This window comes from Arenibacter algicola, assembly GCF_000733925.1.
Lineage (GTDB): Bacteria > Bacteroidota > Bacteroidia > Flavobacteriales > Flavobacteriaceae > Arenibacter > Arenibacter algicola.
This window is the reverse complement of record NZ_JPOO01000003.1, coordinates 956,087-969,526: the sequence shown is the minus strand read 5'-3', so window position 1 is coordinate 969,526 and position 13,440 is coordinate 956,087. Positions and strand designations below refer to the sequence as shown.

Annotated in this window: 10 protein-coding genes; 3 read left to right on the top strand and 7 right to left on the bottom strand. The window is 39.2% G+C overall.

Translation table 11 applies throughout. The annotated features are described in order from the left end of the window. The first annotated feature begins 35 nt into the window (after positions 1-35). Positions 36-1,646: a PorP/SprF family type IX secretion system membrane protein gene (locus U735_RS0114420; RefSeq protein WP_031444500.1), complete on the top strand. Its 1,611-nt coding sequence runs from the start codon at positions 36-38 to the stop codon at positions 1,644-1,646. Positions 1,647-1,653: 7 nt separating this feature from the next. Here the strand turns inward: U735_RS0114420 and U735_RS0114415 are convergent, their stop codons facing one another. After that, complete coding sequence (locus tag U735_RS0114415; RefSeq protein WP_031444499.1) at positions 1,654-2,250, bottom strand: TetR/AcrR family transcriptional regulator; 597 nt, start codon at positions 2,248-2,250, stop codon at positions 1,654-1,656. Between the two features lie 111 nt (positions 2,251-2,361). Further along, positions 2,362-4,962 carry an ATP-dependent chaperone ClpB gene (gene clpB / locus U735_RS0114410; protein ID WP_031444498.1) on the bottom strand — a complete coding sequence of 867 codons (2,601 nt, stop codon included), beginning with the start codon at positions 4,960-4,962 and terminating at the stop codon, positions 2,362-2,364. 165 nt (positions 4,963-5,127) lie between these two features. Between clpB and ytxJ the strand changes: the two genes are divergently transcribed. After that, complete coding sequence (gene ytxJ / locus U735_RS0114405) at positions 5,128-5,529, top strand: bacillithiol system redox-active protein YtxJ (RefSeq protein WP_031444497.1); 402 nt, start codon at positions 5,128-5,130, stop codon at positions 5,527-5,529. 76 nt (positions 5,530-5,605) lie between these two features. Here the strand turns inward: ytxJ and U735_RS0114400 are convergent, their stop codons facing one another. Together U735_RS0114400 and fahA are read right to left on the bottom strand one after the other, a co-directional pair. Further along, positions 5,606-6,793: a hypothetical protein gene (locus U735_RS0114400; RefSeq protein ID WP_031444496.1), complete on the bottom strand. Its 1,188-nt coding sequence runs from the start codon at positions 6,791-6,793 to the stop codon at positions 5,606-5,608. A gap of 113 nt (positions 6,794-6,906) precedes the next feature. After that, on the bottom strand, positions 6,907-8,196 hold the full coding sequence (gene fahA, locus U735_RS0114395) for a fumarylacetoacetase (RefSeq protein WP_031444495.1): 1,290 nt from the start codon (positions 8,194-8,196) through the stop codon (positions 6,907-6,909). Between the two features lie 111 nt (positions 8,197-8,307). Here fahA and glyA point away from each other — a divergent pair, with 111 nt between their 5' ends. After that, a complete protein-coding gene (gene glyA / locus U735_RS0114390; protein WP_031444494.1) occupies positions 8,308-9,582 on the top strand; it encodes a serine hydroxymethyltransferase in 1,275 nt (424 codons plus the stop codon). 94 nt (positions 9,583-9,676) lie between these two features. Here the strand turns inward: glyA and U735_RS0114385 are convergent, their stop codons facing one another. From U735_RS0114385 to U735_RS0114375, 3 genes are all read right to left on the bottom strand, one after another. Beyond that, on the bottom strand, positions 9,677-10,348 hold the full coding sequence (locus U735_RS0114385; protein WP_031444493.1) for a hypothetical protein: 672 nt from the start codon (positions 10,346-10,348) through the stop codon (positions 9,677-9,679). A gap of 257 nt (positions 10,349-10,605) precedes the next feature. Next, entirely contained in the window at positions 10,606-11,274 is a 669-nt protein-coding gene (locus U735_RS0114380; RefSeq protein WP_031444492.1) for a response regulator, read from the bottom strand. Between the two features lie 23 nt (positions 11,275-11,297). Next, the gene (locus U735_RS0114375) at positions 11,298-13,364 is read right to left on the bottom strand and encodes a tetratricopeptide repeat-containing sensor histidine kinase (protein ID WP_031444491.1); all 2,067 of its coding nucleotides are present in this window, start codon (positions 13,362-13,364) and stop codon (positions 11,298-11,300) included. Between the last annotated feature and the right edge of the window lie 76 nt (positions 13,365-13,440).

The following is a 13,440-nucleotide window of genomic DNA, read 5'->3' as shown; positions in this document are numbered from 1 at the left end:
GTATGTAGTGCCCGTAGTTTTTTGTTCTTTTGTATATGGATAAAAAGTACGCTATTTATGCTATTTTGTTTGCGGTATTGTTTTCGCATGCCCAAGAAGTTGCGCTTCCAACCGACTTAAGGCAGCATAATTTAACCGAATTCAATGCCAGTTTGTTCAATCCGGTTTTTTCACTGGACAGGAACAATCCGGAGTCTATTGCCTGGTGGTCCAGATATCAATGGCAGACCATAGATGGCGACCCTACTTCCATTTTCTTAAATTATTCCAGAAAAATAAATACTCAGTCCTCTATAGGCGTCGGTTTTGTGCAGAATAATACAGGGGTGTTTTTAAATACCGGTGGAGTGCTAAACTATGCATACGCCTTCGATTTTGGGAGTAATATGCAACTATCGGTTGGTTTGAACGTTTTTGGTTATAATAGTGAAATTGCTGACGATAGGTATAATCCAAATCCTGAAATTTTACTGCCCCAATTGGAATTATCCAAAAATGCATTTATTATGCAATTTGCACCTGGAGTTAGATTTTCTGTCGATGGATTCAGTGTTGGTTTTACTGCAGAAAATTTGTTCGATTATAATTTTTCCACTAATAAGAGTGCTTCGGCATCCGATGAAAAGATTTATATGGCTATGATCGACTATCGATTGCCCCTAACGCTTTTCAGTGGGGCGGACAATGCCTATCTGCTTCCTATGCTCTATGTAAAATCTGTGCCCTATGGGGATACCCAAGTAGGACTTAATGCATTATTGTCATCAAATAAATTTTGGTTGCAAGGTGGCTTCAATAGTTTCTACGGTATATCGGGTGGATTGGGCGGTAGATTTTTTAAGCATATATCATTGGGAGCCCTTATAGAATATGGTTTGGATGCCGAAATCAAAGATCAGGATCCCTCATTTGAGATAATTGCGGCTTATACGCTAAGTAGTCCTGATGCACGCAAAAAGGTAGTAGGTTTTGAGGAGGATGAGGTGCCGGTGGAACTTGAGAAAACTGAGGATGTTATTCCATTGGAAGATGGGGATCGTATTGCAGAGGAAGAGAAAATGCAAAAAGAGCTTAGCAAGGCTGAGGCTTTGGCCCAGAAAAATGCACTTAAAAAAGAGAAAAAACAAAAGCGTGTAAGAGGCAGGAAAAAGAAAGCGCTTGCAGAAGAATTAAGAGTGGCACAAGAATTGGCTGAGGCAAAAAGGTTGAAAGAAGAACAGGAGGCCGCGGCATTGGCCAAGGCTATCCAGATGAAGGAGCAAAAAAGATTGGATTCCATAAAAGCTATAGAATTGGCATTGGCTAAGAAAATCCAGGATGACCTAGATATGATTGCAGACAGGAAGAAGGCCGGCAAGGCTGTAACACAGGGCCATTACGAGGAAGTGGAAAAACTGCAAGGCCAGAAGGCCGGATTTTATCTTATAGGCAATGTTTATGGTACTTCTAGATATCGTGATATTTTTGTGGAAAGCCTTAAGAAGAAAGGTATTGACGCTAAGTACTTCTATTTGGAAAAGACCAAGTGGGACTATGTATATTTGGAAAGATTTGATACCCTGAGTGAAGCTGAAGCGGCAAGGGATAATAAATTTAATGGTAAATATGCCGAAAAAACTTGGATATTTAGGATAATAGGGGAGTAGTGCCGGATTACTTTTTTATTTCACGGACAATTAATTGGTCCAAGTAGGTTACCGTATTCAGTAAGTACTTTCTATCGCCTGTTATAGTGGCCATGGCCACCGCTCCTTGTATCATTGTAAAAAGTTGTTTAGAAAACTGAAGTGGTGTTACGGGTAGTCTAAGTTCATTGTTGTTAAGTCCATTTTCCAGACACAAGGCAATTTTCCCCTCTATAGTTTTTATGGTTTCCCTGGTTGCGGCCAGCAGTTGGGAATTATTGTGATTGGCATCTATCCCAATATTTAAAATTGGGCAACCTCCCAATTCCTCTATAAAAGTATCGTAGTGCCTATAGAAATTGGTAAGCACAAAAAGCTTCTCTAGGGAAGTCCCGCTCGAATTTAATTTATCATCTATTTCAGACAGTAGTTTTTTGCTGTTATATTCAAAAGCCGCCAGTGCCAAGGAATCCTTGTTTTCGAAATTACCGTATATGGCACCTTTGGTCAAGCCTGTAGCTTCTGTAAGGTCGCTCATGCTAGTTCCAACATATCCAAGCTTATTGAAAATTGGCGCAACAGTTTCAATGATATAGGCGGTTGTTCTCTCGGCTTTTGTAGACATGTCCTTACAGTTTTATGCTAATATAAAAAATCTTATACTGCATGGTATATATTGTTAATAAAAAAGGGCATCCAATTTATAATCGGATGCCCTTCTATTAAAAACGGTCATTTATTTCGCCAGTTCACTCTCATTTCGGAATACGAGCTGATCGTCAAACGAGTCTATAAGGATAATTCCACCTGGGTGAATTTTACCACTTAACAATTCTTTGGAAATATTGTTCAATACTTCTTTCTGAATTACCCTTTTAATGGGTCTAGCGCCATATTGCGGATCGTAGCCTTTGTTGGCCAAGTAATCTATTGCCTCTTCGGTTGCGTCTATAGTAATTTGTTGTTTGGCAACCAATTTTTTCAACTGATCCAGTTGTAGTACCACTATCTTTTTAATGTCCACTTTGCTTAAAGGGGTAAACATGATAATGTCGTCTATACGGTTTAGGAACTCAGGTCTTATGGTTTTTCGCAACAGACCCAATACTTCCACCCTTGCGGCCTCTGTGGCGCTATAGATGTCCTTGTTGTCCTCAAACTTTTCCTGAATAATATGGCTTCCCATATTACTGGTCATTATGATAATGGTATTTTTAAAATCTGCTACACGACCTTTGTTGTCCGTAAGCCTACCTTCATCCAATACTTGTAAAAGAACATTAAAGGTGTCCGGATGCGCTTTTTCAATCTCATCCAGTAATACCACGGAATAGGGTCTTCTACGTACAGCCTCGGTTAATTGGCCACCTTCATCATAGCCAACGTATCCCGGAGGTGCACCTACCAATCTACTTACCGAATGACGCTCTTGATATTCGCTCATATCAATTCTGGTCATGGCATTTTCGTCATCAAATAGGTAAGCCGCCAGGGTTTTTGCCAATTCTGTCTTACCAACCCCCGTAGTTCCTAGGAACAGGAAGGAGCCAATTGGCCTTTTGCTGTCCTGCAATCCGGCCCTACTCCTTCGAATGGCATCGGAAACAGCCTGAATAGCTTCTTCCTGACCCACCACTCTTTTGTGGAGCACATCTTCCAATTTTAAGAGCTTTTCCCTTTCGCTTTGAAGCATTTTGGTAACGGGGATGCCTGTCCATTTGGCTACCACTTCAGCTATATCCTCATTGGTGACCTCTTCCTTGATCAAGGTTTCCCCAAGTTGCTGTTCTTCCAGTTCGCTTTCCAGTTTTTCCAATCGCTCTTGGGCTTCCTTGATTTTGCCGTACCTTATTTCGGCCACTTTTCCGTAATCCCCATTACGTTCGGCCCTTTCAGCTTCCAACTTAAAGTTTTCGATATCGTTCTTTGTTTTTTGGATATCGTCCACAACAGTTTTTTCGCTCTCCCATTTGGCAAATATTTCATTTCTGTCCTCCTTCAAATTGGCAAGGTCCACATTCAAGGCCTTGAGTTTTGAAGTGTCGTTCTCTCGCTTAATGGCTTCAATTTCTATCTCCAGCTGCATTATTTTTCGATCCAAAACATCGAGTTCCTCTGGTTTGGAATTTATTTCCATCCTAAGTTTGGAAGCGGCTTCATCCATTAGATCGATTGCCTTGTCCGGCAAAAATCTATTCGTAATGTAACGTTGCGATAATTCAACGGCTGCAATTACGGCCTCATCCTTTATTCTAACCTTGTGGTGTGCTTCATACTTTTCTTTTATTCCCCTCAGAATGGATATTGCGCTTTCGGTATCGGGTTCATCCACGATTACTTTCTGAAACCTTCGTTCCAAGGCTTTGTCCTTTTCAAAATATTTTTGATATTCATCCAGGGTGGTTGCGCCAATGGCTCGCAGTTCCCCACGGGCCAGTGCAGGTTTAAGTATGTTGGCTGCATCCATTGCGCCCTGTCCCCCTCCGGCACCAACAAGAGTGTGTATTTCATCAATAAAGAGAACAATGTTACCGTCCGAAGAGGTTACTTCCTTGATAACCGCTTTTAAACGCTCTTCAAATTCCCCTTTGTATTTGGCACCTGCAATAAGGGCGCCCATGTCCAATGAATAGATTGTTTTATCCTTTAGGTTTTCAGGAATGTCGCCCTGTACAATTCTATGGGCCAAGCCTTCTGCAATAGCGGTTTTACCTACACCAGGCTCTCCTACCAGCATTGGGTTGTTTTTCGTTCTACGCGACAAGATCTGTAAAACCCTTCTAATTTCCTCATCCCTTCCTATTACAGGGTCCAATTTTCCACTGTCTGCCAACTCATTGAGGTTTCTGGCATACTTGTTCAAGGAATTATAGGTGTCCTCCGCACTCTGGGAAGTAACTTTGCCACCCTTTCTCAATTCATTTATGGCTGTCTTGAAATCTTTTTCCGAAACCCCTTGATCCTTTAGTATTTGTGCTATTTTGCTCTTAGATTTGAAAATTGCCAATAGCAAATGTTCAATGGAGACATATTCATCTTCCATTTTTTTTGCAATAATACTAGCTTCGGTCAATGTCTTATTGGCCTCCCTGGAAAGCATAATTTCTCCGCCCGATACTTTGGGGAAACTTTCCAGTTCTTTTTCCAAAATTTGGTTCAATAAGGTGGTGTTAACGTTCAGTTTCTTAAGGATAAAGGGAAGTACATTTTCCTCAACCTCGGAAATTGCCTTAAAAATATGTTCGTTCTCTATTTGTTGATGGCCCAAACCTTGCGCCATTTGCTGCGCATGTTGTATGGCTTCCTGCGATTTTATAGTGAAGTTATTAAAATTCATATAGTTGTTTTTTTTAGGTTATTGCTTACTTTTGAAGTCTTAAAAGCAACAACCTTACCACGGTTTGCAACAGGACAAAATGTCGTTTATTTTTTGATTTTAAGCGACAATTCGGCAGCTTGTAAGGTTGACAACGTTTTTTGGACTTAATACTAAAATTACGAAATGGGGATTCTAAAAGGGCTTTTTGGAAAGGGAAATAATAGCGAAAAGGAAAAAAAAGAAGCGAAGGTTGTGCCATGGGCGCCATTGGCATCCGTAGAGCAGCTGGAGGTAATTAAGGAAAGGTCCAATGTAAGGCCTCAGGTAATATTCAAGCATTCCACCACCTGTGGTATAAGTAGAATGGTTATGAATCGGTTTAATGAGGGGTATGATATATCCAATAATAGTTTAGATCTTCATTACCTGGATCTGCACCAATATCGTTCTGTTTCCAATGAAACCAGCAATGTGTTTGGAGTTGTTCACGAGTCGCCACAGTTACTCGTAATTAAAAACGGAACCGTAGTAGCACATGAATCCCATGGGGCAATTACTCAACTGGATTTAAAAAAATACATTTAACTGTTAAGGAAACCTTTCTTAACAGTTAAATGTATTCTTATTGGGGCTAAAAAATTAAGTAAGACCTACTAAAGGTTTAATTGAAACGATGTCTGGTGACTATGCCTTTCAATTTGGCTTTTAAATCTTCTCCCGCATCATAAACCATTTGTTCATTGCTGGGGAAGGGAACGGCAGATAGTTGTAATAACGGGACCATATCTTCCTCAAGCGCATTGGTGTCACCGTTGTGTTTGGCGTAAACGTGGTTAAAGACAAACTGGCTGGCCAATGGGTAGGAATTAATCTGCTGCTGACTGTTCAAATCCAAAAAACTTACGTTCCCGACTACTTCAACCGACTTCAGCTGGGTGAACTGATAAAAATTACATTTAACGGTTTTAAATTTATCAATCTTTATTTTGTTGCCCAGGCTGTCCTTTAGAACTTCCCCATCTTGGTTTGTGGCATATTTGTAGCCGTCCTTGATCTGCTTTTCCTTGGAGATCTGCTTTTCGGTAACCTGTTCCGGACTGATATTGATGTTCCTGAACGCCACCTGCATCTCATAATCATACTTAATATTCTCCAGTGCGTTGGTGTGGTAAACGGTCCACAGGTCGTTTAATCCGTAAGTATTAAAGTTTAATAATTCCTGCTCTAGACGATTGGGGACTATTTGTTCGGAATCATTGATCATTACCACCTGAACGTAATCCAGACCTTTGTCGTGGGCCTCCTCCAATTTAAGTTGGGTATCCTTGTAATTGGGGTTTATATCATTTAAATATGAAAATTGATCAAAAGCTTTTCTAAAATCTTCCTTGTATCGACCTGTATTTAATAGGGCCGTGGCATTGCTGTACAAATAGTCGGACAATTCGCGTTTGGACTTTATTATTTCCTCATCATAATCCTTAAATGAAAATCGGGCATCCCTATTTTCGTCATATAGTTTTAAAGGCAATAAAGGTTTTATGCGCTCCTGAATGGATTTTAGGTTTTGATATCCATTAAAAATTATTTCATGGTTGGCCGGATTGTTATCTTTCTTTAAGAAGGCGATCTCTTGAAGCTCACGTTCTGTATTTTTCTTGTAGGCCTCCTCCAACATTTGAATGTAGGGTTGACTGGATTTCTTGGTTTTGTTTTCCGCAATGTTTTTAAGGGCGGTATTTATAGCATTGCCATAGTTGCCCGTATTTAGGGCTTCCTGTGTTTTTTTGACCCCTCCGCAAGAGATTAAAAAGAACAGCATCAACGAGGTGAGTAATATTTGTTTCATAACGTTTGGTTTAAAAATATTATCGACATAGTTCAATAGCTATGCCAAAATAGTCCTATACACGAACGTTAAACTATTAGATATCGTACAAAATGGGGCTGTTTTTTTATGCTTTATTTCTTTTTCTGTTGAAAAACGGGCAATAATTTGGTAGTAACTTCCCCAAAACCAATACGGACATTATCTTTTTTGCAATACCCGGTTATAGTCACTGTATCGTAATCCTCAATGAACTTTCTGCTAGATCCGTCTTCCAAGGTAAGGGGTTTTTCCCCACGCCAAGTAAGTTCCAACATGGAGCCGTAAGTATCAGGGGTAGGGCCAGAAATAGTCCCGCTACCCATCATGTCACCACTATTTACTTTGCAGCCATTTATGGTATGGTGGGCTAGTTGTTGGGCCATTGTCCAATACATATATTTAAAATTGGATCGGGTAACAGTAGTTGCTTTACCCCCTTCTGGTTTTATGGAAACTTCTAAATTTATATCGAAACCTTTTTTTCCTGTTTGTTGTAAATAGGGCAGGGGTGTAGGGGTCTGTTCCGGACTTGCCACCCTAAAAGGCTCCAAGGCATCCAAAGTAACTATCCAAGGTGAAATGGAGGATGCAAAATTTTTGGCCAGAAACGGACCTAAAGGCACGTATTCCCATTTTTGTATATCCCTGGCGCTCCAATCGTTAAAAAGTACCATTCCAAATATATAATTCTCTGCTTCCTCAACAGGAATTGGTTCTCCCAAAACATTGGCGTCCGTGGTAATAAACGCCATTTCCAATTCAAAATCCACCAATTTGGACGGACCAAAAACAGGTTGTTCCTCTCCCGCAGGAAGGGTCTGTCCCATGGGTCTTCTAACAGAAGTGCCACTGGGTACTATAGAGGAGCTTCTGCCGTGATACCCAACCGGTATGTGCAGCCAATTGGGCAAAAGGGCATTTGCCGGATCCCTGAACATTTTGCCTACATTGGTCGCATGCTCCTTACTGGAATAAAAATCGGTATAATCCCCAATTTGCACCGGAAGCTGCATTTCTATTTCGTCCATGGTAAAAAGAACAATATTTTTATGTTCTTCGTTGTTCTTCAAATCGTTGTTGTTGATGTCGAATATTTCACTGATCCTGTTCCGGACCAAACGCCAGGTCTTTTTACCGTCGGAGATAAAATCGTTAAGGGTGTCCTGTAAAAAAATATCATCGGTCAACGGGATGTCCTTAAAATATCCCAATTGATGCAATGCCCCTAAATCTATTGCGTAATCACCAATTCTTGAGCCTATGGTGATAATATCATCCCTGGTCAGGAAAACTCCAAAAGGAATATTCTGAATGGGGAAATCAGAATTGTCTGGTACTGGTAACCATGTTTTTTTTTCTGGAAGATTAGTTTTTAACGGCATTTTCGAGTTGTTAACTTGTGTTTAATAAATATCTTATCAAATATATTATTTTCTAGGAATTAACGGTCGGCAATTCGTATTTTTGCACATTATTTAATAGAATATTACTTTATGCAACGCGACAATCAAATTTTTGAACTAATTGAGGCGGAAAAGGAACGCCAAATAGATGGAATTGAACTAATTGCTTCCGAAAATTTCACCAGTCCCCAAGTAATGGAGGCTGCCGGATCCGTATTGACCAATAAATATGCAGAAGGTTATCCAGGCAAGCGCTATTATGGAGGTTGTGAAGTAGTGGATGAAATAGAGCAATTGGCCATAGATAGGGCCAAGCAATTATTTGGTGCCGCGTATGCCAATGTTCAGCCGCACTCTGGGTCTCAAGCCAATGCCTCTGTATATCATGCTTGTCTACAGCCAGGCGATACCATTCTTGGATTTGATCTATCGCATGGTGGTCATTTGACCCATGGTTCGCCCGTAAATTTTTCCGGAAGATTATACAATCCTGTGTTTTATGGGGTTGATGAGGAGACTGGCGTACTCAACTACGACAAAATTCAGGCCATAACCACCAAAGAACAGCCTAAGCTTATTATTGCAGGGGCTTCTGCCTATTCCAGAGATATGGATTTTAAAAGATTCAGGGAAATTGCAGACAGTGTAGGAGCTATACTTTTGGCCGATATATCCCATCCTGCCGGACTTATTGCCAAAGGCATTCTTAACGATCCAATTCCGCATTGTCATATTGTAACCACAACGACCCATAAAACCTTGCGTGGGCCAAGAGGTGGCCTTATTTTAATGGGTGAAGATTTTGACAATCCTTTTGGGGTGAAGTTGAAGAACGGTTCTTTAAGAAAAATGTCCGCTTTGTTGGATTTGGCAGTGTTTCCAGGTAATCAAGGTGGTCCTTTGGAGCACATTATTGCTGCAAAGGCAATTGCTTTTGGTGAGGCCTTGACCGATGAATTCTTGCACTATATGCTTCAAGTGAAGAAAAATGCTGCGGCAATGGCAAGCGCTTTTATGGACAAAGGGTATAATATTATTTCTGGTGGTACCGATAACCATATGATGTTGATTGATCTTAGAAACAAGAATATCACTGGAAAAGATGCTGAAAATGCCTTGGTAAAAGCAGATATCACTGCTAATAAGAATATGGTTCCCTTTGATGATAAATCTCCTTTTGTAACCAGTGGTATACGTTTTGGTACGGCCGCAATTACCACAAGAGGTTTAAAAGAAGACCAAATGAAGGTAATTGTAGAGTTTATTGATCAGGTTATAATGAATCCTGAAGATGAGAAGATTATTGATGATGTAAGGGAAAAAGTTAATGCCCTAATGCATTCCAGAGAGTTGTTCAACGCTTAATATACATTTAGAAAACTGTCCATAAGGTGTACAATCAGGTCTTAATTTATTTAGACTTGATTCTTTGTGGACAGTTTTTTTATTGCAAATCCTCCTATTCACTAAGGATTTGAATGTCACCGAATATGATAGTTTTGGTATTTAGGTCATATATCGCCGCTTCTTCGGTTTGGTCATAATACATGCCCCAAAATCCGAAATAGTCGTTCGTATTGTTGTTGTCCGAAACGATATTCTTCAATTTAACATCGCTTTCCAAGGTGTCCTCCTCAAAGACAGGTATAAAAACTTCAAAAGGTGTCTCATTTAAACCTTTGGTATAGTATACATTGTGGTTAATAAGTTCCGTAAAGATGTTTTCGAGTTGGTCCGCTATACTTTGATCGTAAATTTTACTGATCAGTATGGTGGTGTCTGTCAATGATATGGTTAGTTCGCTGATATCTATTGTTGTAGTGTTCAGTTTTTTTAGTTGCGAATATGCCAATAGGAATAATATTGTCTTTTCTTCACCGGAATTTTTAGGGCGACCGCTGCAAGTTGATGGTTTGTTGATGTAAAACAAAGCTTCGTCCAGACTAAGGTTGCACTTAATATCTATGATCAAATTGGCGGATTCTTCTTTTAAGCCATAATTACCAATACTAACCTCCGCAAAAAAATGCTTTTCCAAACCTTTTCTAAAAACCTCTAAACCAACAATATGGTCGGTGCTCTGTGTTCCGATTTTTGGATTATTGAAAAATTCGTTTCCCGATTTCGACATCCTATATACTAATTAATTAAAAAACTTATGTCAAAATTAGGCTAATGCTTTGTCCTTAATTCGATAAAAACCTTAGAAAAACTAAGGTTTTCATTCAAATAGGGTGTATTCGTCGAAAAAGTAGACGTTAAACGGTAAAGAGGCATTCGGAACGTCTTAAATGGAGGGTAATAAAGGTGTCTGACAATATTTTTTGGGAATTATGGGTATTCGAGTCGGAAAGCACCTCAAAAGTGTGAGAAATGGCAAGGATTGGATTAAAGAAATCCTCTGTTTCTAGCCTCATGGACCAGAGCCAAATCGTTCTGTTTTTCTACTCCAAAAATTACCTTAAGCTGTCTTTTTCTATTTTCTATTCCAGCTAGGGACAGGTTTATAAAATCGACCATATCCTTTGTCCTTGTTCCAATTGAAACGTGATAGAGTATTTTTTTGTCATTATCGTCCAATAATAGGTCATTGGAGACTTTTTTTCTAATGGCCACCAATGCTTTTTGACTATAGTAAGGGGGGGAATTGATTACGCCTTTTACCATGGCAATCAGCGATTTTTCGTCCACTTCCGATTTTACCATATAACCATCGGGGTTCACATTTTTTAGAATGCTGTTTATTCTATAATTATCACTAAATGAGGACATAAAGACAATTTTGGTATCCGGAATAATTTTTCTTGCGAAAATTCCCAAGTCCTCACCGGAATATGGTTCCTCCAAATGGGTCTCCGTTAATTGTACATCCAACAACAATAGGTCATATTTAAAAGATCTGGCCGAATCCTCTATTTTTTGCTTTCCGGTTTCGAAAGTATTGGCTGTTTCTACTTTTATCTGAAATTCTTCAAATTCGGCAGCTTCCAAAAGATATTTATATCCAGTAGTGATCATTTCATGATCATCTATCGTTAAGACTCTTAAAGTTCTCATTCTATTATCAATTACATAATATATTAGGCATGTACAGGTTCTGCCTCTTCTTCCATAATACAGGGAATGGTAACGATTACCTTCGTACCCTGTCCAATTTTACTTTGAATGTCATAAGTTCCTTTCAACTTCTCCAATCTGGAATTAATGTTTTTAAGTCCTATACCTCTTTTTCCCTTCTTCTGGTCAAAACCAACGCCGTTGTCCAATACTATAATCCGCACATGATCATCTTCGGATTCGAACAATAGGTCCACTTTAGTGGCCTTGGCATGCTTTATACAATTCTGCAAACTTTCTTGCACAATCCTATAAATGTTAATTTTAATATCTCCCTTTAACTGGTCCCAATCTATTTTATGGTCATACTCAAAATGACATTTCATTTTCGAGGAATCTTGAATTGTTTTGACCAATTCTTCAATGGATACAATAAAGTTATGAATTTTTTCTTGCGATGCCCTGCTCAATTCATGGGAAATTGTACGGATTTCCTCCTCCAAACCTTGTAATTTCTTAAGCAGGTCACTGCGTTTAAGAACGGAATCGGAATCGGTTTTATTGTTAAGTCCGGAAAGAATTAAACGTATTCCCAACATTTGTCCTAATATGCCGTCATGAAGTTCCTCAGATATCCGTTTCTTTTCCAATTGTTTACCTTCTTCCACCTTCTTGTTTTGCGCCAAGAGTAAATTAAAGATTTCCTGATTCGCTTTCTGTTGTGCTTGTTCGAATCTCAATTTCTGATTTTTGCGACGTTGATCTATGGTAATCAATATAAATGCAGCTAGTACAAATAGGGTAAAGGCAATCCCGATCCATAATTGGCGCTGCCGTGTCAACAGTTCATTTTGTTCAATAAATTCATCGGTCTCGAACCTAATCCGGGTAAACTTATTTCTAACGGCACGTTCCTCCCTAAGTAAACTATCATTCAGTTTTATATATTCCTGCGTATATCGGGATGAATTAATGGGGTCCAATTTGGCCAAAAGTTCCAGGGACTCGAGCAGGCGAAAATTATTGCTCGATTGTTCCGAGATAATTTTGGAGTTTTGGGCGTATTGCATGGCCATGCCCGTGTCTTTTTTGCTCAAATAATATTCGGCTATTTCGTAATAGGTAATTGCTAAACTCTTGGTGTCGTTTAAGCTGTCTTTAATTTTGATGGCTTTCTCTAATAAAGAGAGGACACCAGTTGTATCTCCCAGTTTATTCTTGGCATTGGCATAATTGGAAAGTGCAATGGAGTATAATCTGGCATCCTTATTATACAGGCTATCGGCGCTGATAACTTGCTTAAATGATTCCAATGCTTTATTATATTGTCCTTTGTCATGATAAACCTTACCTATGTTATTTATAACGTTGAACCGGTTTAGATTATCGTTATCCGATTTGTCCAGGTATAATAACGACTTACCATAATATTCAAGTGCTTTATCATATTCCTTTAGAGCGTTGGTGACCGATCCTAGATTGTTGTAGCACATATAAAGATTGTAATCTTTATTCAACGGCTTGAATAATTCAATGGCCTCAATGGTCGTTATTTCACTACTCGTATAGTCTTTTACACTTGCTTGTACCTGAGCCATGTTGTAAAGAACACGGGCTCTGGGATAATCATTTTTCAGTGCTTTAAATATTTTTTCCGCTTGGGAAAAATGATAATAGGCACTGTCTTCAACTGCAATATCTCCTAAGAAATAAGCCAAATCCCAATGGTTGTTGGCCAAGGCACTTGAATCTTTCATTTTTTCCGAAAGCTTGAGCGCAATTTTGTTGGAGCGTCTAAACTGAAGGGAGTCGCCTAGAACAGAGTAGTAATAGGAGATTTTTGAGAAATATTTGGATTTTAGGGAATCATTTTGAGTTTCCAAAGCATAATTAAAAGCTTTCCCAAGGTTGTATTTGTAATTCTCTTCGGAACTACTATTTTTTTCATCCAACCAGTAGGCGATACTGTCATTTGTTTGCGCAGACCTTGGGTTCGGTGCACTTTCCATAACCTCCTTACAACCGATGATCAGAAGTTGTAGGAAAATTAGTAGATAAAACAAGAATTTATATGACAAGTTCTTTTCCATGGAGCAGGAAAGATAAAAAAAAAGCCCTAAACAAATTTGTTTAGGGCTTTATATTTTAATGCAGTATGGTCTACTA

Coding starts and splice junctions, on each gene's coding strand:
- U735_RS0114420 (WP_031444500.1), top strand. CDS start 36: ATGGATAAAAAGTACGCTATTTATGCTATTTTGTTTGCGGTATTGTTT.
- U735_RS0114415 (WP_031444499.1), bottom strand. CDS start 2,250: ATGTCTACAAAAGCCGAGAGAACAACCGCCTATATCATTGAAACTGTT.
- clpB (WP_031444498.1), bottom strand. CDS start 4,962: ATGAATTTTAATAACTTCACTATAAAATCGCAGGAAGCCATACAACAT.
- ytxJ (WP_031444497.1), top strand. CDS start 5,128: ATGGGGATTCTAAAAGGGCTTTTTGGAAAGGGAAATAATAGCGAAAAG.
- U735_RS0114400 (WP_031444496.1), bottom strand. CDS start 6,793: ATGAAACAAATATTACTCACCTCGTTGATGCTGTTCTTTTTAATCTCT.
- fahA (WP_031444495.1), bottom strand. CDS start 8,196: ATGCCGTTAAAAACTAATCTTCCAGAAAAAAAAACATGGTTACCAGTA.
- glyA (WP_031444494.1), top strand. CDS start 8,308: ATGCAACGCGACAATCAAATTTTTGAACTAATTGAGGCGGAAAAGGAA.
- U735_RS0114385 (WP_031444493.1), bottom strand. CDS start 10,348: ATGTCGAAATCGGGAAACGAATTTTTCAATAATCCAAAAATCGGAACA.
- U735_RS0114380 (WP_031444492.1), bottom strand. CDS start 11,274: ATGAGAACTTTAAGAGTCTTAACGATAGATGATCATGAAATGATCACT.
- U735_RS0114375 (WP_031444491.1), bottom strand. CDS start 13,364: ATGGAAAAGAACTTGTCATATAAATTCTTGTTTTATCTACTAATTTTC.